Raw genomic sequence first — 23358 nt, 5'->3', positions numbered from 1 at the left:
CACCAGTAGTGGAATAAAGCGTTATATATAGTTATCTGCCTGTTGCCGGCGGGCGCCGGCAGGCAGTCGCATTCCGACAGTGCCTCTTATCTGGCCTTGAGCACTCTGCCCTCGCAAACAGATTACTGCGCGAGACAACGACGCTATGTGCGACCTCACACAAAATTACACGCCTTGCCGAGCAATGTCTCGCGGCATGAACTTTTGACCGCCCGCCCGTTGCGCGCAGGCAATTGAATTCGCTTGCCGCCCGGCGCTGTGTTATCTACCGCACCGAACGCATACACAAAAGAACGATTAAATCGGCAGACAGCGATCAAACCGCAAAAAGAGGATCGGGCTCGCGCTGTGCGATGCGTCTGCCACAGTCGTTGCACTCGCGGAAGCTCTGTCTTCCACAAGGAAAAGGACGTGAACCGATGGATTCCGGCGCTTCTTAAAGCGGCCCTGGTACTTTGCATCGTGCTGCCCGATATAGTCAGCAAGGGCGTGCAAGGCGTCGAGACGTCCGCGCCCTGGATAGGCACGTGGTCCGCTTCGCCCTCCATCACCGACGATGCCGGCTTCAATAACCAGACGTTGCGGCAGATAGTGCACACCAGCATCGGTGGAGGATCGGCGCGAATCCAATTGTCGAACCTGTTCGGTTCAGAGCCGCTGGTGATTGGCGAAGCGCGAATCGCGCGGGGCGCTGGAGGTCAGGAAACGGTGGTCGGCAGCGACCGCGCGGTCACGTTCGGCGGTCAGCCGAACGTGACGATTCCCGTGGGGGCTTCAGTCTTGAGCGACCCGGTCGCGTTCGAGGTTCCGCCGCTCGCCGATGTCGCCATCAGCCTCTATCTGCCCGTGCAGACGGCGCCGCGTTCGACCGGCCACGTCGACGGCCTGCAAGACATCTATATCGCCGCCGGAGACGTGGCCGCCGACCCGGTCTTTACCGGCGGAAGCACGTTCTCACCCGGCGGCCAGTCCTACTATTTTCTGACGAGTCTCGACGTGTTGAACCCCGCCGCGACGGGGGCGGTGGTCACATTCGGCGCGTCCATAACGGACGGTATCAAGTCGAGTGTCAATGGCAACCGGCGCTGGCCCAATCGCCTCGCGACCCGGCTGCAGCAGGCTGGCATGGCCGTGGGCGTGCTCAACCAGGGCATCAGCGGCAATACCTTCTTCACCAATAACGCCGGACAGGCTGGTCTCAAGCGCTTTGATCGCGACGTGCTCCAGCAACCGGGCGTGGAATGGGTCGTCATCTCGGACGACGCGATCAACGACCTGAACACCGACACAGCGCCCACGGCTCGCCGGTTGATCGGTGCATTGCGACAACTCACCGAGCGCGCGCATCGTGCCAACATCAAGGCGATATGCTCCACGCTCACGCCGTTTGCCGCAACGGGATCCCTCGAAGCCGCGCGGCAGGACATTAACGCCTTCATCCTGAGTCCGACGAGCGGTTGCGATGCGGTACTCGACCAGGCGAAGGCCGTCAGCGACCCCGCCAATCCCACTGTTTTGCTGCCGGCCTATAACAGCGGCGATAACCTCCATCCGAACGAGGCGGGCCTGCAAGCCATTGCCGACGCGATGGATCTGGGTGCGCTCACGGCCGGGGCGCCCGTCCAGGCGCCCTGATGGCGCGTCCGTCGGACGATCGACTGCTGCGCAGGCGAAACGACTTATTTACGCAAACATCTTCGATGTCCGCCCAGTTTTCGCGCGCCGGCGCCGCTCTTCATCATTTTCTTTCTACCGGGCGTAAAGAACAGGACATCCATCACCGCCAATAGCGAGAGCACGACAATCGCGACGAAAACAGCCGTCCCGATGATGCTCAAAAGTGCCATAGGTCCTCCGTGAGTTGAGGGAAAGCCGATCGACGCGCACTTTATCATTCCGACGGGCGTGGCCGCGAATTGCAACGCTGCACGCTCCGCCACAACCGATCAGCCGGCTCGACCCTGCACTCTCGTATAACGCTCCATTAATTTGTTAGCAAGACACGCGGGTCCGGCCTGGCGTTCCTGTCCTGCCTACCGGATGCCGGCATCCGCCTGGCCGTCGCGTGAATTCCATTCATCAGAGTATACCCATAACGGCATTCAAAACTCCCGGATCGACGCCCATAAGCCGGGTTGTCTATCGTCCGCGCATTCCTGGGTAGTTTGATTTCTGTGTGCGCCGCGCCGCAGAAAGGGCTCGTCTTTCGCCTCAACATCGGCAGCAAATACTCAAAACGCGGGGGGACAAGGTGGCAATCAGTAAATTTGAGGCACCAGGTTGAGTCGCCTGGATTGAACGCTTTACCGCCGTTCACGCCCATAAATCAATTCCAATAAGCAGGCTCGCCATGTTCACATCAACCACAATTATTTTTATCGTTTGCGTATGGGTTACCGTCGTAGTCCTGCTTTGGCTGCTGGTTCGCCACGGTGCTCTACGAGAGCGCGCAGAATACGAAAGTCCGCCCGCAAATGGGCAGAAGGCGCGAGCCGCGTCCGAACGGCGCTATGGAGACGCCGCTAACGGCCACGCAGACTCACCCGAGTTTCATGGGCCGTCCGGAAGAAAAAGAACACCGTGATCTGGATGGACGCCAATTGAAACAGCCCCGGCGTAATGCGGGGCTGTGCGCCATACGATCAAAGGAAGATCCGGCGCCACGCGTCGGATACCGCGGTGAGTTGCTGACTATTTAGCGCGCTTCTTCATCCCGTCGATGAGCGTCAATCGCCCCGCCCGGTTGAACGTGTGCACGCGATCTATGCTTGCGTCCCAGTTGGCTTCGATCCGGCTTGCCGACGTTTCCTTATAGGTGGTTTCGTCGATAGCGTCGATACGTTGAAACGACAACGCGCGCCCGTATTTGCCACTGCAGTCCTGCGCGGGCCGATACCACTGTCCGTTATGTTCGAAAATGCTCCCCGCGGGACGAGCAGTTCTGATATCCGACACGATCGGGTTGCTGGGATGAGGATGCCAGTCCTTGCTCAACAGCGTATCCGACCAGAACAGAAACAACTCGTCGGACAGCGGTGCGTGCTCGTTTTCCCGCATGCAGGCGAAGAGCCAGTATTTGCCGTCGTGATGCCAGATTGTCGTGTCCACGGCCATGACGTCATCCATCAGGTTCATGACGTGCTCCCACTGATCCGGGAACCTCGTGCACCGATAAAGCTCGATGGCCTTGCTCTCGTTGGTCTCCGGGATCATGTAGAGATCGCCGCCTTCCTCCAGCATGAACGGATAGGACAGGTGATAAGGCCGCTCCAGAATCTTCACGGGAGGCAGGATCGGCTGGTCGTTCGCATCGAAACGGATAACCGAGAGATGCCCCCTGTTCTTCGAGTATTCGAGTTCTTCGATAAAGACCGCATACTCGCCATTTCTTTCCACCACGAACGGGTCTGCCCAGAAGCGGTCCTTGGGCGGCAGCAGTTGCTTGAACTCGAAAAGACGCTCAGGGATTTGAGCGTTCTCGCCGAAGTGATACAGCAACATCCACTGTTCGAACTTGCGCAGCCCGCTTGCCTTCCTGGCGACGGTTCTCGCCATCAACTGGCCAATAAACTTACCGTAAGCGCCGCTGGTCGGCTCGGCGATCTTCTCGCCGGAATAAAACGCGGGTGGCGCATCAGCCTGCGTGTATTTCCGCCTGAAGTTGTCTTCGCCGATGTCCCTGAGCTCACGCAACTTTCGCGGCGCGAACGAAAGCGTCTTCCAGTAGCAGTGGCTGCGATTCCGGTGAATCGACACCGGATAGGTCATCGACCATGATTTTTGCAACGTGTGCGGGCGTTCGCCTGCCCGGGTCTGAAATTGCAACGCGGACGCCGTCGTTGTCCGGTCCAGAAGAATGTCCCACACGCCGACGGGTCCGTCACGTTCGACCATTTCATCGCCATGCCGGTATGACCATATCCCGCACGAAGCTGTATCGAAGATTTCGCCGCACGGCCGCAACGGGCCCAGCCGCAGAAATACGGTGATGCCATGCGCGGCGATTTTCGCCAGGTCGCGAGGATCGAAATGATCCCCGCATTCCTTGCTCTCCACCTCGACATTCAATGTGGGCACAGCTGCCAGCGCCAAAGGCTGCGACTCGGTCCTGAACGCGTCGTGTCCAACCTTGACGAGGCGTTTGTCGAGCGCCATCCACAGCGACAAAGGCCACGGACCGGACTGCGAAGCGGTTTTCGTCCCCGGGCGCCGTTGGTACGCATATTTGACGACAAGGGCGATCTCCATTCCTTGCTCGGCGGCAATTAGCCCTAGCATGTGATTCACCCAGGCCGGCAACGCCACGTCGTCGACGAGAACCCCAACCTTGATCGTGTTCATCGCTGATTGTCTTGATGGATCGATATGCAACGTGCCCCGCGCCTCATTCCACCGTCACCGATTTCGCGAGGTTGCGCGGCTTGTCGACGTCGGTTCCTCGCGTGCACGCCGTGTGATACGCGAGCAGTTGCAAAGGCAGCACGTGCAGGATCGGCGACAGCGGCCCGTAGTACTCGGGCATCTGAATGACGCGCAGACCTTCCTCGTTCGACAGATTCGCATCGGCATCGGCGAACACGTACACCTGGCCCCTGCGGGCGCGAACCTCCTGGATGTTCGACTTCAGCTTCTCCAGCAAGCCGTCATTTGGCGCGGTCACGACGACCGGCATCGCATCGGTCACAAGCGCAAGCGGTCCGTGCTTCAGTTCGCCGGCAGGATAGCCTTCGGCGTGAATGTACGAAATCTCCTTGAGCTTCAACGCGCCTTCCAGTGCGATCGGAAAGTGCGCGCCACGGCCGAGGAAGATCGCGCTGTCCGTGCGCGCGATCTCGTGCGCCCACGCGATGATTTGCGGCTCGCGCGCCAGCACGCCCTGCAGCGCCGTGGAGAGGCCCGAGAGCTGCGAGCGGTAGTTCGCTTCCTGCTGTGCATCGACATACCCGCGTGAGCGGCCGAGCGTCACCGCGAGAACGAACAGCGCCACGAGTTGCGTGGTAAACGCCTTGGTCGATGCGACACCGATCTCGGGACCGGCTTGCGTGATGAACGACCAGCGCGACTGCCGCACGATCGCGCTCGTCGCCACGTTGCAGATTGCAAGCGTGTGGTCCTGACCGAGCGATTGCGCATGCATCAGGGCGCCGAGCGTGTCGGCGGTCTCTCCCGATTGCGAAATCGGCACCACCAGCGTGTTCTTGCCCGGGATCGTTTCGCGGTAGCGGTATTCGCTGGAAATCTCGACCTGCGTCGGAATCTTCGCGATCGACTCGAACCACGCCTTGGCGGTCAACGCGGAATAGTGGCTCGTGCCGCAGCCGAGCAGCAGGATGCGGTCGATCTGCGCGAACGCCTGCGGGTCGGTGGCCCCGAAAAGCGTGGCGTCGAACGCACTGTTGCGGGGGAATGTTTTGGACACAGCCAGCGGCTGTTCGAAAATTTCCTTCTGCATGAAATGACGATACGGCCCGAGCGCCGCCTCGGTGGGCGGATGGAGCAACGTGCGCGCCTCGCGCTCGACCGGCTGGCCGTTACGGTTCATGATCCGGGTGCCGTTGTGGGACAGATCGGCGATGTCGCCGTCCTGCAGGAAGATGAACCGGTCGGTTACGTCGGAAAGCGCAAGCGGATCCGACGCAAGAAACGATTCCTTGCCGTTTATCCCGATCACGAGCGGCGAGCCATAGCGCGCCCCCACCACGCGCTCCGGCTCGGCCTTGCAGAAGACTGCGATCGCATAGGCGCCGCGCAACTCGCTCACGGCGCGACGCACCGCTTCCGCCAGATCGCCCTGGTAGTGACTGTGGATCAGATGGGCGATCACTTCCGTGTCCGTCTGGCTCGCGAATTCATAGCCCGCGCCGCTCAGCGTGAGTTTGAGCGCCTCGAAGTTTTCGATGATGCCGTTGTGAACGATCGCGATCTCGTTCTGCGAGAAGATGGGATGCGCGTTCTGGGTCGCCGGCGCGCCGTGCGTCGCCCAGCGGGTGTGAGCGATGCCCGTCCAGCCTTCGAGCCCCATCTCGCGGACCTCGCGATCCAGCGAGCGAACGCGCGTCAGACTGCGCACGCGGTGTGGCGCGCCGTCTCGCAGCACCGCCACGCCGCAGGAGTCGTAGCCGCGGTATTCCAGCCGCCGCAAGCCTTCGAGCAATACCGGAACGACGTTGCGTTCCGCGATCCCAGCCACGATTCCACACATATTCCCCTCCGATGGTTTAGTCCGTTGCGCGACTCAACCGTGTTGGAATATCGCGTGGACTTCATAAAGCGTCTTCTGTTGCGCTACAGCGGCCCGTTGCTTCGCGCATCCTTATTCTAAATAGGCATCCGAATTAAATCGGCCGCCTCCAGACCCAGGTATCGGCCTGCATCCAGCTCAAACCGTTTCCGCGAGCAACTGGTCCGCGCTATGGCTGATGAGTTGCATCATCGCCGCCTTCGCGCCGTCCGCATCGCCGAGTTCGATCGCGCGCACGACTTTGCCGTAATCGGCGACCCGCGCCTCGTACGCCAGCGCTTGCATGCGGGAGACCGGCTGCACGGACTTCAGCCCCATCCGGACGATGTTGCCCATCTGGCTGAGCAAGCTGTCGCCGCTGGCGTCGATGATCGCCAGTTGCAGCGCGTCTTCGGCGGCCTTGCGCGCGACGGGATCCCCGCTTGCCTGCTGGAGATTCTGATACATGGCGGCGATGGCAATGCGCTGATGCCGGCTCGCCCGGATCGCCGCGAACGCAGCCGCGCGCGGATCGACGAGTTTGCGGAATTCGATCAGCCCGTGCAGATACTCCGGATCGGGCGTGGCGCGAAGCCGCCACTCGGCAACTTCATGATCGATGATGAGCCAGTCTTTCGTCGGCTTGACGCGTGTACCCGTTTTCGGCCGGACGTCGAGAATCTGGCGTGAAATCAGGATGCTGATCGCTTCGCGCATGATCGAGCGGCTCACGCCGAGCTTCTTCGACAGGATGACCTGCGGAGGCAGCATGTCGCCGTCGTAATCCCCGTTGATGATACCGGTCACCACCTGGTTGACCACTCGCTTGACTAGCGATGTTTCGTATCCGTGGTTCATTTTGTCTTCTCGTGGTCCTATGGGCGTTACCTGCAAGGTCCGTCTTTTCCCGGACCCTGGCCGCGGTTTTCAAGGCTTGTCCCCGTGCCTTTGTATGTTCATATGGTGCATCGGGTTTCGCTCCCGCAACGTACGTCCTCACACACTGCCCGTGTAAATGAATGGAAATCGCAGCGCCGGGTCAGTGGCGCGGCTCCTCGGCCCCACGCGGCGCGACGACCGGCGCGTGTCCCGTGATCACCAGCCAGCGCGGCGTCCTGATGCGCACGATCGACACATAGACGTGAACGTAGATCGTGACGAAGGCGATAGTCGCCCCGGCGAGCGCGACAGGTGTGTCCCAGAAGAACGTGGCCGGCACGATGCTGACGAGGCTCAGCACCCACAGATAAACCGAGGTGCAGGAATTGCGCATCGCACGCCGGCGCAGATTGCCGCCGTCGATACCCTTTCGCACCACACGCCGATACACGAGCGTATGCAGATGAAGTCCGTCCGGAGCGCCCGCCGGCCTGCCGCGCACGATCCTGCGGCGATAGATGGAAAAGAGCGTCTCGAAGGTCGGATAGATGGCGACGGCCATCGCGTACCACGCCGACACGCCCGGGTTGCGCACGATCAGCAGGACCAGCAGCTCCGCCACGACGAAACCGATGAAATAAGCTCCGCCATCACCGAGGAAAACGGAAGGCACCGGAAAGTTCCAGAGCACGAAGCCGCCGATCGCGCCGATCATGGTCAGCGCCATGCTCATGACAAGCCAGTCGTTGACGCTATGGGCCACATAACCGATCGAGGCGAAGATCAGCATGGTGACGACCGAGGCGAGTCCGTTGAAGCCGTCGATGATATTGACCGCGTTCGTCAGCCCGGCGACGCCGAGCATGGTGAAGCCGATCCCGATCGGCAGAATGCGCAGCCACTGATCGATAAGCGGCAAGTCCACCCGCGTGAGCGTGGCGTGCATCAGCAGGCAGGCCGCGAGCGCCGAAGCGAGCGCGCACAGCAGCCGCACGCGCGGGCTCACGCGCTTGGTCATGTCTTCGACCACGCCGCCTGCGAAGGCGGGCACGGCGCACAACAGGAGCAGCAGTTGACCGGTCCCCGGGGCGGTCGCCCACAGCGGCTGGATAAGCGCCACGACCGTGGCGGCGCAGGCAATGCCGACTCCGCCGATTCGCGGCACCGCATAGGCGTGGTTCTTCTGAATGCCCCGCAAGTCGTGGTCCATCGTAAGCGACCCGTGCAAGCCCGAACTTCGTACGATAAAAAAGATAACCAGGAATGAGACAACAAAGCCAAACGCAAGATTTAACATCTCGGTCTCCAACATAAACATACGAATTTTTATTTTCTTGTCGCTTTAAAGCACATTTAGGACAAGGTTAGTGATGCACACCGTCTCTCACTTTGAGTCTTTCCTCTGTGGCATTCCCAACACAACCCGGACACGATCATTTTATGAGCCGACAAATAAGCGTAAATACGACGTGCCACGGCATACGCCGAATCAACTTATCGACGCAGCGGAATATGTCTATGAAATGATCATTGCCCGCTCTTGCACGCGCTCCGGGAGGAGGCGCGCTTCGTACCGGCAAGCATTACCTTGCGGCCAGCGGACAGGCGCTCAGAGAAAGTACTTATAAGTGTCCAGCAGATAATTCTTGTGAATGTCGTAAGTCAAAATAGCCAGGATAAATGCGACCATCCACAGGACCAGCGAATTCTTGATACGGATCTCCGGCAGCATGAAGGCCAGCAGCAGCGGTCCATAGTAGACAATGCGCTGGGTCCCGAATGGATAGACGAAGAAGGAAATGATCAGGAACATGATCAGCCCGATATGCATGATCGCGATCTCATGAACGACCATTTCGCGCACGACATGCTCGATATGCTTTCGACGCAGCACGATCACGAGCATCGGTACGATCAGATACAGAGCGAGCGAGATCAGGAAGTTCACGGTGAATTCTTCCTGCTGCGTGTATTCCTCGAGCCGGCGGCCGCCGAACCTGGCGAAAAGCCACGCCGACGCCAGCGACATCGCAAGCGCCGCGCCGACCACGCCCACGATCGCCAACGCCTTGCTTCGCTTCATGAGAAAGTGCGCGAGAATCAGGAACAAGGCCGGATACGCGAAGGTGGTGTGAACAATACTCGCGAGCAGCGCGCCTCGAACGGGTTGCTGCCGGCACATCGCGAAGTACATGGCGATCGATAGGGCGAAACCCTGACGGATCTGGAATAGACCGACCGTCGCGAGGCCGGTGGGGATCAGCGCCCACAAAAGCAGGCCGAGAAGCGGCCGGCGCGTCCGGCTAAGAGCAAGCGCCATCAGCACATTCAGCACGACGACCGTCACGCGGACCGCGGTGTCCGGTGAGAGGCCCAGTGAATCGAGGCCTAACACCCACAGCCGCCAGCCGAGTTCATCCGTGATCGTCTTCACGATGAAAAACACCACCGACTGGCTGCTGGACCACAGATGAACGATCCAGAGCGGATCGGCGTCCCTGAAGTACGCAACGTAATTGTCCTGATCGAGCAGCGTGCTCCGATCGCCGAGGGCGATCTTCAGGAGAATGAACGCCGACAACGCCAGGAATCCAAGCATGGAAGGCCGCAGCCACCGGTAGCCGATTGGATGGATCTGGAACTTGGAGTTGAGTTGTTCTGCCACTTTCATCCCTCTCTTGCCCGTCAGCTTGCCAATGCTGCGCAAACCGGAGGAGGTGCGTTGATTTTTATGCCGCTCACTCATGCTTTCGGCAAGCGCCGTTCAGCGGAGCGCGCTCAGTGACCGGTATTGCTATCTGGCCATTGAATGCTTTTGAAACTAACTTTGCCTTATGCCCCTGCACGCTATCAGCTTTCGGTTGGACCTTACGAGCGGAACGGCACATAAGATTCGCATCGATTCCGGAGGACGGGTCCATAGACTCGTATGCACAATAAATCGCATTCGGGAATAGCGAGCGACAATTGTCCCGGGCTGTGTTGGATGGCGAACGGTATAGCGACGGCTCGATCACTTAGCCTTCCATTATCCTTTCGTGATGACGGATATCGATCCGTGAAATACACACGACACAGGCGGACCGGATTGAAATAGCAGCGGTTCTACGTCACCGAATGCCGTACCGTGCAAACAAAATGAAAATTGTCCATATTATTTCGGGACTCGGGGTAGGCGGTGCCGAAACGTTGCTTCTGAACTTGGTTTCGGAGTCCCGCACCGCCGGAGAGACGCACGTCGTCATCTCCCTGTCCGCCATCGACAAGATGGCCGACCGTCTGCGTGCGGCGGGTGCTGAAGTCAGGTTTCTGGGAATGCGGTCTGGCGTTCCGAATCCGCTGCTCCTGATTCGACTGGCAAGGTGGATCGTCGAAGCGCGCCCCGATGTCGTCCAGACCTGGATGTATCACGCGGATATTTTCGGCGGCGTGGCGGTGTTGCTGGCGCGGCTCATGTTCCGCCTCAGCAGGCAGCGCCATCGCTTCGTGCTCGTGTGGGGTATTCACCGTACCGAAGTGCCCACGCCCAAAGTCGGGCGCGTTCTGAATACGCTTGCACGAATGGGCGCGGCGACCTCGAACCGTTTGCCGGATTCGGTCATTTGCTGCGCCAACGCGTCGTTCAGAACTCACGTCGAATACGGCTACGAGCGCACGAAGATGCAGGTGATTCATAACGGCTTCGACGTCCGCAAGTTTGTGCCGGACGCCACCGCAAGGACTGCGCTGCTCAATGAGCTCGGCCTGCCGCCGGCTTCCATACTGATCGGAATCGTAGGACGCTCCAATCCCGCCAAGGATTACGATAACTTTCTGCGCGCGGCCGCGATGCTTCATCAGCGTGTACCGGAATGCCATTTCGTCATGGTCGGCAAGGACGTCGACGCCAACAACAAGGCGCTCGCACGCACGATGAACGAGCTTGGGTTGGGCGGCGTCTGTCACTTGCTGGGCGCCCGGAATGACCTGCATCGAATCATGCCGGCGTTCGACATGCTATGCCTCTCATCCCGAACGGAAGGCTTGCCCACGGTTGTGGGCGAAGCGATGGCCTGCAGCGTTCCATGCGTGGTCACGGACGTGGGCGATACCGGCCAACTGGTCGGCGACACCGGTCTGGTTGTTCCGCCACGCGATCCCGTCAGTTTGTCGGACGCGCTCGAGCAGATGGCGACTTTGAGTCTGGAGCAACGCAAGACACTGGGACGGCTGGCGCGCGAGCGGATCGTCGAATCCTTTTCGATTACGGTGTGCTGGCAACAGTACCGGGACATGTACACGACATTGCTACGCGCGAAAGGTGTGACGCGTTGAGCGCCGCACCGCTCGCAAGCGGCTAGCGGACGATGGTGGGATTCGTGATATCGATCTTCGGCCCGGCACGGTCGTAGTCGGCGCTGACAAAGGCGTCTCGCCTCGGGCGAATCCACGTGGGCGAATTGCTCGTGATATAGCCGGTGACCACGCTGCCTTTCATCTTCAATCCGGATACGCTGAAGGCCGCTTCCCTGCTGTCTTCGTCCTTGTGTCCGCTGATCACGACGCTGACGTTCTTTTCCCGGCTGCCCGGCAGTGCCTCCAAATAGACCAGAATGCCGAACTGGCAGTGCCGCGTGGTCGGATTCACAATCCGGATGTTTTCCACGATGTCCGTGTTTGCGTTCGGCTCGATATCCAGTCCGGCGGAAGGAAGCGTACCGGCTATGTTTTCCCATACCGGACTGTCGAACAGAATATTCTTGCCGCTGATAATCGACACACCTTGCCGACGGCAACCGGACGCGTAGTGATTCATGACCCGGACGTCGCTCGAATAGGGCAATCCGTTGCCGAAGCTGTTGGCGATATAGATGCCGTCTCCCCAGCAGTTGGTCGTGCTGGGCGACAGTATCGTCACATCCGTACTTCCGGCAATGGAAATGCCCATGCCCCACTCTCCGCCCTTCACGGTGTTCAGCTCTTTACTGCCGTCGAGGCGAGGATTTTCCAGCACAACATGCCGCACGTCCCAGACACGGATGACCTCGTAGTTTTGCGTGTCGTGAGGAAGCAGTTTGATCGAGGCGCCGGGCGCGAAACGCACGCGGCTGTTGGTGCGCATATGCAGTCCTTCGGCGTCGATCCTGCATGGGCCCGTAATGACGAGCGTCTTGCCGACCGAATTATCGACTGCCTTCTGAAGCGCGGCGCGGTCGTTTGTCGTACCGTCCGCCTTGACGCCGAACGATCGGTCGATGACCTCGTCGGGCGCGACATGCTTGTTGGTCACGACGTCGGCCACCGCAGCGAGAGGTCGCGTGATTGCACCCACCATGCTGCTGAGGAGAAAAGCATTGACGGCTCTCCGGCTGTTGCGCACCGTGCACCTCATCAAGAGTTCAGCCCCTCAAGCGGCGCATGGCGCGCAACGGGGTAGAGGTTAAAAAGCGCATCGCCATCGCGACGCCCGGGATAGGTGTTCTGACGCTCGCGGCGTCTTCAAAGGAAATGAACCGCGAGCGATTCTTCTTCACGAATCCGACAATCCTGTCGATCTCGGCCTCGCTGAGCGTATTGACATGCAAGCAGATGGAATACACGCCGAAACCAAAATGCAGCGGCGTTGCAAACAACTGCGGCACCGCAGTCAGGGCGCCGAATTTGTACGGATAGACGCCGCTGCCGTCAGTCAGATATTTGAAGTCCAGATCGGCCAGTGCGCGGAGCGTCATTTCATCGAACGAATGGGAGGGCGCCATGAATACCGGCTGCCAAACGCCCTGTTGCTGAAGGATCGTCTTTCCCGCCTGCAACTTGGCGAATTGCTCCTCGTAGGAGAGACCGGCCAGCTCCGATTTGCTGCCGAGACGCAACAGCCCAGGGTGCTCGGTGACGTACTGGTGGGTATAACCGTGCTGCGCGATGCTCCAGCCGCGATCGACCCAACCACGCACCGTATCCCAGAACGCGTCTCGCGCCGGCTCGACGACGAGCGTCTGATCGAGACAGTTCGGTACGACGCCGACGAGCAACGGCAGGTCCTGATCCATGGAAAGCTCATCGAAGGGATCGAATCGCGACCACGCCATTTCCGGAGTGATGTCATCGAAGCGCAGTATGAATTTCGGAACGACCATGGCCACTCAATCTCCTTCAGGATGTTTCGCTGAAACCGTCAAATCTGCCGCTCGCGCTGACTCGCCACGACGACTTCGCGAGGCGCCGGATCCAGCAATTCGCTATACACCCGCAACGTCTTGCTGATCACAATCGACTCGTCGAATTCACTCAGCGCCTTGGCTTGAGCCGCAAGGCCGAGTTTCCGGCAAAGCTTGCGATCGTCGTCGAGCAGGCGAATTGCGTTGGCCAGCGCCGCGGCATCGCGCACCGGAATGAGCAAGCCGTCTTCTCCCGTCGCGCTGACGACTTCACGGCAGCCGGGGACATCGGTGGTGATCAGCGGCAACGCGCACGCGGCCGCCTCGATCAACGTCTTGGGCAAGCCCTCCCGATAACTCGGCAGCACCACGACGTCCACTTCGGAGAGCAGCTTCGGCATATCGCTGACATGGCCCAGCCACGTGAGAAGCCCGTCGTTAGCCCAGCCTTCGACGAGCTCGCGGGGAACAGAGGCGGGATTGCCATCGTCGGGGGAGCCGGCGAGCAGAAACCGCACCGAGCGGTTTTCATCTCTCAGTGCCCGGGCCGCCTCGACGTACTCGGCAATCCCTTTGTCCCACAAGAGGCGAGCAGCCAGCACGACCCGCAACGGGGCCTGCGTGTCTTCATCGGTCTGCGGCCGGGCTGAGAAACGTGAACAGTTCACGCCGGAGCCCTTGATGAGCTGTATGGACCGGTCGTCGACAATTCTCGCCCGTTTGAAAATCGCGACGTCGTCGGGATTCTGCAGAATCAGCGCGTTGCGCCGGCCGTTAAGCGCGGAGCGCATCAGTTGGCGCACGATAGGCCGCAGCACGCGGGCTTTCAAATCGCGGCTCGTGAAGACGTAGCCCATCCCCGCCACAGCATTGATCCGCGCGGGCACGCCGGCAAGCTTGCTCGCGAGCGAGCCGTACACAGCGCTCTTGATCGTGAATCCGTGGACGAGGTCGGGCTTTTCGCGGCGGAGAAACCGGACAATCCATGCGAGCACACCGACTTCGCGCAACGGATTGAGACTGCGGCGATTCATCGGCACGGCGTGCCAGCTGAAGCCGAGTGCCTGCAGCTTCGGTCCGAATTCTCCCGGCGGCGACAGCAGGACCACTTCATATCCGTCTTGCCTCAGTCTCTGCGCCAGCGAGAGCCGGAAGTTGTACAGATACCAGTCGGTATTGGCAAAGAGAACTACTTTACGTCCGTTCATGTCCGCTCCTGAATCTCTGAGCTGTGTGTAAATACGGCAGATCACGACCGCAACCATGCCGTTGGGTTATTCAGTGCGTCGACTCAGCAGCCTTCGCACGCGCCCCAACCCGTTCGAACAACTGGTCCCAGATTTGCAATACCGCCTTCAACGAATAGCGTTCCCGTACCGAGACGGCGGCCTTCCTGCCCAGTTCGGCGCGCAACGGGTCGTCCGAAATCAGCCTGCGTAACGCGGCAGCCATGGAGTTCGCGTCGCCTGGCGGAATGAGCAGGCCGTCCTCGCCGTTGCGCGTCAATTGCCGCGGTCCGCTAGGGCAGTCGAACGACACGACGGGCAGTCCAAGCGCCATGCCTTCCATCAGCGCCATGGGCAACCCTTCATGGCTCGACGACATTGCAAAGACCTGTCCCGTGGCCAGTTCACTCCACGGGGTCAGCGTGCGTCCCGGCAGGAAAATCCGCTCGCCCATGCACAGTTGCTCGATCTGAGCCTCCAGCGCCGCGCGCTCCGGTCCTTCGCCCCAGATCCACAAGTCCCAATCAGGCCACTCGTGGGCGAGCAGTGCAAAGGCGCGGATCAGCAGATCAAACTGCTTCGTCTTGTTGAGCCGTCCGAGCGAAATGACGCGTTTGCGTGGCGTAGCCGGTTGGCGTTGCTGGAGGAACAGTCCATCGGGCAGCGGATTGGGCATCACCGCGATGTCCTTCATGCCCGGCACGACTTTCCTGAACGGCGCGACCACATCGTCGGTCAGCAGCGTCAGCAGATCGGCCTTCGGATAGACAAACCGGCACAGCAGTCGCCATAACAACGAACGGTTATCGGCAAGAGGATTCGTATGCTCGCTCACGATGATGGGAATGCCGAGCCCGCGCGACGCGAGAATCGTTGCGACATTCACATTGGTCAGGAACGACACGATCACGTCCGCCCTGCTTTCGCGCATGAGGGCACGCAAGGCCGCCATGCGCTGGATAAAGTTGAGCGGTCCGCGGCCGCGCCGCTTCACCAGGTCAGCCAGGTAGACGAACTTCACCGCCGGTGAAACGGGGTAGTTGCAGGCGCCGCGGCCGGAATACGTGGCGACGAGCGTGACCGAGTCGCCGCGCTCGACCCATGCGTTGACAAGCGTCGCGGCGACGCTTTCGGCACCGCCATCCTGCATCGCGCTAATGAACAAGACGATATTCATGAACGGTCCGGATTCGGCCCATGTGATTGATGGAATGCAAAGCGCGCGGTACTCATTCCGTCACCCGTACGGACGGACGCTCGACGAGTCCCGAAGGTTTCGCGCCGGTTTGCGTGAACACGTCGCGCCACATCGAGAACACCCTCGCTACCGAGAAGCGATCGACGACAGCACGCGCGCGCGACGCCATCAGCGCGCGGGTCTCGTCGTCTTTCATCAGGATCGACAAGGCATCGGCGAGTGCCTGCGGATCGCCGACCTGACGAACCAGCAGGCCGTCGTGGCCGTGCGTGATGATGTCGCCAGGGCCGGCGTCGCAGTCGAAGCTCACCACCGCGCAGCCGCTTGCCATCGCCTCGACGATCGTCATCGAGAAGCCTTCGAAGCGCGAGCTCAGAACGTAAAGGTCCGCACGCTCGTACCAGTCGGGCATATTGCCGACCTGTCCCGGCAGCAGCACGCGATCGCCCAATCCCGCCGCCGCGACTTGTGCAGTGAGTGCGCGCCGGTCATCGCCATCGCCGAGAATGACGAGATCCCACGCGGGAAAATCGCTCGCGATCCGGCCGAAGGAATCGATCAGGATATCGAAGCCCTTCTGTTCGGCCATCCGTCCCGCCGCGAGCAATACGCGACGCTGTGCGCCCACGACCGCCTGCGGCGAGACGAGCGGTTCCACAACGGGAATCGGCAGTGAGATCGAATTTGGAATGACGGTGACCCTTTTGCAATGGCAGTGCTCCTGCAGCCATAGCCTGCTTTTCTCCGTCAACGCGACCACCTTGTCCGCGAACGGGTAAGTCCAGCGGCGCAGGCATTCCCAGAATCTGCCTTCGAACAGCATCGGCGGATGAATGTGCTCGGTTGCGATGACCTTGCACGGCAAGCCCAAGCCGGCCAGGATCGCCAGAATCGACGGCCTCGTCTCGATACCGAGCACCACGTCCGGGCGCACCTTTTTGAGCACGCGCCGCAATGCCAGCATCCGCCGCGCATTCGCGAAGACCGCGCCGGCCGGGCCGTTAGTGGCGCCCGCGAGATCGAGCGTTATGCGCTTGACCGAGTCGTGTAGCGAATAAAAGTCGCTCGCGGTAGAGGTCAGCGTCACGACACAGACTTCCTGACCTTGTGCCGCCCATTCGCTCGACAGGTTCATGGCCACGCGTTCCGCGCCGCCGTAATGCAGTGAATGGATGAACAGCAGAATCTTCATAGCGGACCTGCCTTTTTATTCTCTAATGATCCGTGTGACAGTGTGAGAGACAGATAGCAAACGAACGAACTGGCGCCCATGACACCGGTTGCAAGGACAACCCCCGTAATGCCGAGCCAACGAATCAGGAAAAAATTCGCGACTGCCTTTACTGCAAAGTTCACGACCGCGATCAAAGCCATTGCCTTGAAGCGACCTTGGCTCGCGAAAAGCTGCACCAGCACCAGTACCGAGAAATAGAAAGGAATCTGAATCAATCCCCAGCGAAACAGGCTAGACACCGCCAGCGTATCGGCCGCGCTAAAGGCGCCGCGCTGAAATAGCAGCTTCACGACGAACGGCGCGAGAAGCCACGCCACCACCACCACCACGCCGCTGATCGCCAGCATGAACAGCGACCACTTTAGCGCGATGCTTCGGGCACGAACGTTATCTCCTGCACTCAACAGCTCGGATAAAACCGGCAAGGTCGCCCGGCTGATCGCCACCGCGCCCATGCTGACTAGCAGGCCGAGCACGCGGCTCGCATAGCCGAGCGTCGCGATGTTGCCGTCGCCGAGACCGGCCACGAAATACTGATCCAGCGGTGTGGCCAGACTCATGACGAGCTGGCCGATCATGAACACACCGACCGCGCGGTACATGTGCGGCCACTGCGGTGAGCTGAGAGAGAAGCTGAGCCGCGCGCGGATCTGATCGGCGCGCCCGGAGAGCACGCCCAATAGCACTGCCTGGAGGATGAAGCCGAGCGTGCTGCCCCAGATCAACGGCGCCGGCGAGCTTGCATCGTGCCAGACGAGCACGAAGCCCAGCAGCACGAGTGCCGGCACGCACTCCAGCAGCGTGTTGACGTGCTTTTCGCGCGCCTGCAGGCGGGCCGCATAGACGCAGATCGTCAGCATGACGATGCCGACCGGCGCCATGCCGAGCATCATCCTGCGCGACATCACGCGGGTTTCTTCCGACAGGTTGCGCGCCATCAGGTCGAGCGCATACGGCCAGGAGAAATAGAGAAGGACCGCGAACGCCACGCCGACGGCTATCGCCATCACGTCGAGTTCACCGAGAAACTTCGCCTGCTCCTGTTTGGGCCGCGAACGCAGTTCGACCAGCGCCGGCACGAGCACGACGCTCAGCACCGCGACGAACGTGGCCGGCAGCCAAGTGATCAGCGTGAGCGTGAGCTGATAGGCATCGACGACATTGCTGATGCCATAGCGATACGCGATCGCCATTTCCTTGAGCGCGCCCGCCGATTTGCCGATGAGCGCGAACATGGAAACCCAGACCGCACTGCGTGCGATCCGGCTATGGTCAGGATGGATCTGCGCAAGACGGTTTCGCCAACCTGCGATCTGAGACATTGACGTTACCGCCTTAAAAGAATCGGCGCGCCGCGCATGAGCCTGTCATGCCGAGTGGGCCGGTGAGCTTGGGCGACTGAAGGCATTACCGTTTCGATACGAATTCGATGTACCAGGGCATCGCTCTGGACAAGCCTTCGACGAAGGGGATTTTGTTTTCATAGCCCAGAAGCCGTTCGGCCTTCTCGACATTGGCCTGTGAATGCCTGACATCGCCGGCGCGAAACGGGCCGAACACCGGACGCTTGTCGCAGCGCACGCCGTTGTCGGAGAGCACGGCCCGCAAGCCGTCGTAGAGCTGGATCAAGGTCGTGCGATCGCCGACGGCAACGTTGTACACCTCGTTCCTGGCCGCCTCGTCCGACATCGCCGCGAGGATATTCGCCTGCACCACGTTGTCGACGAAGCAGAAGTCCCGGCTGGTTTCGCCGTCGCCATTGATCAGGACGTCGTCGCCGGCAATCAGCGCCGCCGTCCATTTGGGAATGACCGCGGCATACGCGCCGTCCGGATCCTGGCGCTTTCCGAATGCATTGAAGTAGCGCAGGCCGATCGTCTTGAAGCCGTACGCACGAGCAAACACCGACGCATACAGTTCATTGGCGTACTTGGTGACGGCGTACGGCGAAAGCGGCTGGCCGATCTGGTCTTCGACTTTTGGCAAGCCTGGATGGTCGCCATACGTCGAGCTCGACGCGGCATACGTGAAGCTCGACACCTGCGCATCGCGCGCGGCCACCAGCATATTGAGGAAGCCGCTGATGTTCACCTCGTGGGTCGCGATCGGGTCGGCCACCGAACGCGGAACCGAACCCAGCGCCGCCTCATGCAGCACGTGATCCACGCCATGAACGGCGCTCACGCAATCTTCCAGCCGGCGGATATCGCCTTCTATGAATCTGAAGCGCTTCCATTGCTCCGGCGAAACGACGGAGCGTACTTCGTCGAGATTGCGCTGGTAGCCGGTGGAAAAATTGTCGAGTCCGACCACGGTCTGATCGAGCTTGAGCAGCGCCTCCAGCAGATTCGAACCGATGAAACCGGCCACGCCGGTAATCAGCCACTGCTGCGGGCGTCCGGCGAGTTGTTGCCGTATTGTGTCGTAGCGATCTGGCATCAGTGCCTCCGGATCAGATGAGGAAGCCATCACGTCGTGATGGCGTTGCGTGCGATGTGCGCGGCATCTGGCATGGGTTAGAGACGCAGATCGCTGGCCTCGGGAGGCAGCAGGTATTTCAGGTCGTACAGCACATGCTCGGGCTTGCCGAAGACGCGAATGGCTTCCACGCCCAATTCCAGGAACCGGCTGTGCGCGACGGCCAGGATCGTCGCGTCGTAGACACCTTTGGCGGGATGCTCGATCGGGTCGAGGTTGTGTTCGCGACGGGCGTCTTCTTTCGAGACCCATGGATCGTAGACATCGACTTCAACGCCGTACTCGCGCAGCTCGGCAACAATGTCGACGACCTTGGTGTTGCGCAGGTCCGGACAATTTTCCTTGAAGGTCAGCCCCATGATCAGCACGCGAGCCCCGGAGACGCCGATCTGCCGCTTGGTCAACGCCTTCACGAGCTGCGACGCGACGTACCCGCCCATGCTGTCGTTCAGACGCCGGCCGGCGAGGATGATCTCCGGGTGATAGCCGATCGCCTGCGCCTTGTGCGTCAGATAATACGGATCGACGCCGATGCAATGGCCGCCCACCAGACCCGGCCTGAATGGCAGAAAGTTCCATTTGGTTCCGGCTGCCAGCAAGACCGACTCCGTGTCGATTCCCATCTTGTTGAAGATGATCGACAGTTCGTTGATCAGCGCGATGTTGACGTCGCGCTGCGTGTTCTCGATGACCTTGGCCGCCTCGGCCACGCGAATGCTGCTCGCCTTGTGCGTGCCCGCGACGATGATCTCGCGATACAGCTGATCGACGAGTTCGGCGGTTTCCGGTGTCGATCCCGAAGTGACTTTGCGGATATCCGTCACGCGGTGCGCCTTGTCGCCCGGATTGATGCGCTCCGGACTGTAGCCGACAAAGAAATCCACGTTGAATTTCAATCCCGAAACCCGCTCGAGAACCGGCACGCACTCCTCTTCCGTCGCACCGGGATAGACGGTCGATTCGTAGATGACCACGTCGTTCTTTTTCAGCACGCTGCCGATGGTTTCGCTGGCGCCGATCAAGGGCCTGAGATCGGGCCGCTTGTAGTCGTCGATCGGCGTCGGAACGGTTGCGATGAACACGTTGCAGGCTTTCAACTCTTGCACGTCGGACGTGAACGTCATGCCCGTGGCAGCGGCCAGTTCTTCATTGCAGACTTCGAGTGTGACGTCCCGTCCTTCACGCAGCGCCGAGATGCGGGCGCCGTTGATATCGAAACCCACTACCGGGCGATGCTTGCTGAACTCCACTGCAAGCGGCAAGCCGACATAGCCCAGACCGATCACGGCGAGTTTCAGCTCGTTTAACGAATGCATGATTCTTGCTCCCCTTTATTATGGATTCGCGTCTTTGTCCGAACCCCGGGCGCGATTCAGCAGCACTGAATCTGTGCCCGGAGCCACGCGCGTTATTTCGTCGTGGCCGAATCGGAGTAGTAAGCGTCGTATGCGTAGCCGCCGTACCGGCGCGACTGAGAGTAATTGCCGCGGCTCACCTTGAATCCGTTCAGCAGAATGCCTTCGACTTTCGAACCGGTTTGCGCCAGACGCTTGACCGATTCCGAGATCTCTCCAGCACGCGTATCGGCGAAACGCGCGACCATGAAGATCGAATCGGCGACCGGCGCCATGGTCACCGTGTCGGACACGGCGAGAATGGCGGGCGCGTCGAGCAGCACAATGTCGTACTGTTCCGAAGCGGCGCGAATGGTTGCCCTGAAATTGGCGCTCAACAGCAGTTCGGCCGGGTCGTGCGGATACTCGCCGCACTGCAGGACGTCGAGATTCGGCAGAACTTCCTTGTGCACCGTCTCTTCGAGCGAACGTTCGCCCGTGATCAGATCGGCCAGGCCCGCACCGCGTTGCAAGCCGAAGTACTGGTTCAGATGGCCGCGACGCAAGTCGCCGTCCACCAGCAGTACACGCTTGCCGCCCGAGGCCAGCAAGGTGCCGAGATTGGCCGACAGGAACGACTTGCCGATACCCGGCAGCGGCCCCGCGAGCATCACCACGTTGTTGCGCTCGCCGTTCAGCGCGAATTGCAGTGCTGCCCGCATCGTGCGCAGTGCTTCGACAGCCGGGTCCATCGGGTAGCGGAAAGCCAGAGCCAGTTTCTCGGGGCCGCGGATTGCCATTTTCTGCGTCAGTTGCTCCTGCTGGGCACTGACCGGAATCGTCGCGTACACGGTCAGGCCGGTGCGCGATTCCAGCTCTTCCGGATCGGCCTCGCCCTTGAACAGATAGTCACGCAGGAAGGCCAGCCCGATAGCGACGAACAGCCCCAGCACCGCGGCGATCAGCAGCACGAGCGTTTTTGCCGGTTTGACCGGCCGCTCGGGGACGTCCGCGGTATCCAGCAGCTGCACCGAAGCGGACTGGCCGGCTTTGACCAGCCGCAGGGTGTCGATGTTGCTGCGCAACGCCGCGTACATGTCCGAAGTCATGCGCATGTCGCGCATCAGGCGCAGCGCACCTTGCTCCGCCGACGGCATGGACTTGACGCGTGCCGCGAGACTCTCGACGTACTTGTTGGTGCTGGCGATCTGCTGATCGATCGCCACCACGCTCGGGTGCTCGGCGGTCAGGTGAGCCGTGAGGTCCTGGCGCTGACGCTTCAGGTCATAGAGGCGCGAGTCCGCTTCAGTAGCCTGGCGCAGGATGAGCCGGCTTTCCTCGTCGGCATCAAGCAGACCGTGACTGTTGCGATAGGTGTTGTAGGCTTCTTCCGCCTGCTCCATCTGGCGCTTCGCACCGGGCAGCTGCTGCTCGAGGTAGTTCAGCGACTTCTCAGCGTTGGCACCCTTCTGATTCACGTTCTGGCGCACATACACCGCGCCGATATCGTTGAGGATGTTGGTCACGAGAACCGGGTCGCGGCCTTCCAGCATGACACCCAGCACATTCGACTTGTTGCCTTGCTCGTCGATCTGCAGGCCCTTTTGCAGTTGTTCCAGGGCTTGCTGACGCGAGTGTCGCGTGAGCTTGAACTCCGCCCCGCTCTCGCCGTCGATCTTGCTCACGAGCAGATTGACCGGCCCGTGGCTGGTTTCGAATTGCTCGTCGACGCCCACGTGTCCGGTGACCGGCTGCTCCAGGCCCGGCCCGCGCAACTGGTACTGGCCGCCGGTCAATGCGGTGACGGTGTACGGGTTGCCTTCCTGCTTCCTCGGCACTTCGAACGTCGTCACGCTGATCGATTCGTCACCCCAGACGAAGCCGCCCCAGCCGAAGATTCCGGGCGTCATCCGTGTGTCGGTGTGACGCGCGATCAGGCCGCCGAGCACCGGCAGGCGCTTCGGCTCGGCGTCGATGTAGAGCTTGAGGTAATCCACCGTCTGCATGGCGATGGCTTTCGACCTCAGGATCTGCATTTCGCTTTCCGCCGAGGACTTCTCCTGGAACAGCGACGACGCATTGCGCACCAGATCCTTCGAATCCGGCAATGCGGTTGGCGAATTGTCCTCCACCCTGATCGAAATACTGGCTCGATAGATGGGCGTCGCACAAAACGCGTACAGCGCGCCCACCAGAATGAATGCCATTGTTATAGCGACAATCATTTTGCGGTGATTAATCAACGTATCGATGATCGATCCAGGATCGAATTCGTCGTTACGTTCGGATAATCCCTCTGACGCTTGATATTTGAGTTTCATGGGCACGTCTCGTCACGTGGTTTTATTTGACCGCCAGGAAGCGGATTCGAACGAGGGAAATGTGCGATTAACGGTATTGGTCCTTTCCCTGACGCAACAGTACGGCACAGGCTGCACCAAGTATGCGCGGTAGTGCACACAAAAAATCCCGGACTTTATTCGCTATAAGCGACTTGCAAACGGCCGCGGGAAGCGGGAAACGGATTTTTTTAAATAAGGGAAAACCACAAAATGTCCGACCAGACGGATTCGTGTTTTCACGCAAGGCGGAGGATGATCGCCACGCCAGACTGCGCGATCGGCAGCGGGCGCGGATCGTCGGCCTCATTGC

General features: G+C 60.4%; 17 protein-coding genes. 2 read left to right on the top strand and 15 right to left on the bottom strand.

Annotated elements, in window-relative coordinates; all coding sequences use genetic code 11:
- Nucleotides 1-411 precede the first annotated feature (411 nt).
- Nucleotides 412-1635 carry a GDSL-type esterase/lipase family protein gene (locus B0G80_RS43620; RefSeq protein ID WP_116123634.1) on the top strand — a complete coding sequence of 408 codons (1224 nt, stop codon included), beginning with the start codon at nucleotides 412-414 and terminating at the stop codon, nucleotides 1633-1635.
- A 44-nt stretch (nucleotides 1636-1679) separates the two neighbouring features.
- On the opposite strand, the gene B0G80_RS46550 is transcribed toward B0G80_RS43620, so the two are convergent.
- The 6 genes from B0G80_RS46550 to B0G80_RS43595 all read right to left on the bottom strand — a co-directional run bounded on the left by B0G80_RS46550 (nucleotide 1680) and on the right by B0G80_RS43595 (nucleotide 9770).
- Nucleotides 1680-1847: a hypothetical protein gene (locus B0G80_RS46550; RefSeq protein WP_158608185.1), complete on the bottom strand. Its 168-nt coding sequence runs from the start codon at nucleotides 1845-1847 to the stop codon at nucleotides 1680-1682.
- Between the two features lie 844 nt (nucleotides 1848-2691).
- Nucleotides 2692-4341: a hypothetical protein gene (locus B0G80_RS43615; protein WP_116123633.1), complete on the bottom strand. Its 1650-nt coding sequence runs from the start codon at nucleotides 4339-4341 to the stop codon at nucleotides 2692-2694.
- A gap of 43 nt (nucleotides 4342-4384) precedes the next feature.
- A complete protein-coding gene (gene glmS, locus B0G80_RS43610) occupies nucleotides 4385-6202 on the bottom strand; it encodes a glutamine--fructose-6-phosphate transaminase (isomerizing) (protein ID WP_116123632.1) in 1818 nt (605 codons plus the stop codon).
- Between the two features lie 177 nt (nucleotides 6203-6379).
- A complete protein-coding gene (locus tag B0G80_RS43605) occupies nucleotides 6380-7078 on the bottom strand; it encodes a FadR/GntR family transcriptional regulator (protein WP_116123631.1) in 699 nt (232 codons plus the stop codon).
- Between the two features lie 181 nt (nucleotides 7079-7259).
- On the bottom strand, nucleotides 7260-8396 hold the full coding sequence (locus B0G80_RS43600; protein WP_116123630.1) for a glycosyltransferase: 1137 nt from the start codon (nucleotides 8394-8396) through the stop codon (nucleotides 7260-7262).
- A gap of 312 nt (nucleotides 8397-8708) precedes the next feature.
- Nucleotides 8709-9770, bottom strand: a complete 1062-nt coding sequence (locus tag B0G80_RS43595) for an EpsG family protein (protein ID WP_181920192.1) — start codon at nucleotides 9768-9770, stop codon at nucleotides 8709-8711.
- Nucleotides 9771-10237: 467 nt separating this feature from the next.
- Here B0G80_RS43595 and B0G80_RS43590 point away from each other — a divergent pair, with 467 nt between their 5' ends.
- Nucleotides 10238-11413, top strand: a complete 1176-nt coding sequence (locus B0G80_RS43590) for a glycosyltransferase (protein WP_116123973.1) — start codon at nucleotides 10238-10240, stop codon at nucleotides 11411-11413.
- 22 nt (nucleotides 11414-11435) lie between these two features.
- Here B0G80_RS43590 and B0G80_RS43585 read toward each other — a convergent pair whose 3' ends face one another.
- The 9 genes from B0G80_RS43585 to B0G80_RS43545 form a co-directional block, all read right to left on the bottom strand.
- Nucleotides 11436-12368, bottom strand: coding sequence for a hypothetical protein (locus B0G80_RS43585; protein WP_258879204.1), 933 nt, complete (start codon nucleotides 12366-12368; stop codon nucleotides 11436-11438).
- Nucleotides 12369-12477: 109 nt separating this feature from the next.
- On the bottom strand, nucleotides 12478-13215 hold the full coding sequence (locus tag B0G80_RS43580) for a DUF2334 domain-containing protein (protein ID WP_116123627.1): 738 nt from the start codon (nucleotides 13213-13215) through the stop codon (nucleotides 12478-12480).
- 38 nt (nucleotides 13216-13253) lie between these two features.
- Nucleotides 13254-14444 (bottom strand): glycosyltransferase family 4 protein, encoded by a 1191-nt coding sequence (locus B0G80_RS43575; RefSeq protein ID WP_116123626.1) that lies wholly within the window; start codon nucleotides 14442-14444, stop codon nucleotides 13254-13256.
- A 70-nt stretch (nucleotides 14445-14514) separates the two neighbouring features.
- Nucleotides 14515-15639 carry a glycosyltransferase family 4 protein gene (locus B0G80_RS43570; RefSeq protein WP_116123625.1) on the bottom strand — a complete coding sequence of 375 codons (1125 nt, stop codon included), beginning with the start codon at nucleotides 15637-15639 and terminating at the stop codon, nucleotides 14515-14517.
- A gap of 52 nt (nucleotides 15640-15691) precedes the next feature.
- On the bottom strand, nucleotides 15692-16852 hold the full coding sequence (locus B0G80_RS43565) for a glycosyltransferase family 4 protein (protein WP_116123624.1): 1161 nt from the start codon (nucleotides 16850-16852) through the stop codon (nucleotides 15692-15694).
- Nucleotides 16849-18216, bottom strand: a complete 1368-nt coding sequence (murJ, locus tag B0G80_RS43560) for a murein biosynthesis integral membrane protein MurJ (protein ID WP_116123623.1) — start codon at nucleotides 18214-18216, stop codon at nucleotides 16849-16851. Before murJ ends, B0G80_RS43565 begins: the two co-directional genes overlap by 4 nt.
- A gap of 85 nt (nucleotides 18217-18301) precedes the next feature.
- Complete coding sequence (locus tag B0G80_RS43555; RefSeq protein WP_116123622.1) at nucleotides 18302-19333, bottom strand: SDR family oxidoreductase; 1032 nt, start codon at nucleotides 19331-19333, stop codon at nucleotides 18302-18304.
- 77 nt (nucleotides 19334-19410) lie between these two features.
- Complete coding sequence (tviB, locus tag B0G80_RS43550) at nucleotides 19411-20688, bottom strand: Vi polysaccharide biosynthesis UDP-N-acetylglucosamine C-6 dehydrogenase TviB (protein WP_116123621.1); 1278 nt, start codon at nucleotides 20686-20688, stop codon at nucleotides 19411-19413.
- Nucleotides 20689-20780: 92 nt separating this feature from the next.
- A complete protein-coding gene (locus B0G80_RS43545) occupies nucleotides 20781-23027 on the bottom strand; it encodes a polysaccharide biosynthesis tyrosine autokinase (RefSeq protein ID WP_116123620.1) in 2247 nt (748 codons plus the stop codon).
- Nucleotides 23028-23358 lie beyond the last annotated feature (331 nt).

The organism is Paraburkholderia sp. BL6669N2 (genome assembly GCF_003387275.1).
In the GTDB taxonomy this organism is placed as follows: domain Bacteria; phylum Pseudomonadota; class Gammaproteobacteria; order Burkholderiales; family Burkholderiaceae; genus Paraburkholderia.
This window is presented reverse-complemented; position numbering and strand designations above follow the sequence as displayed.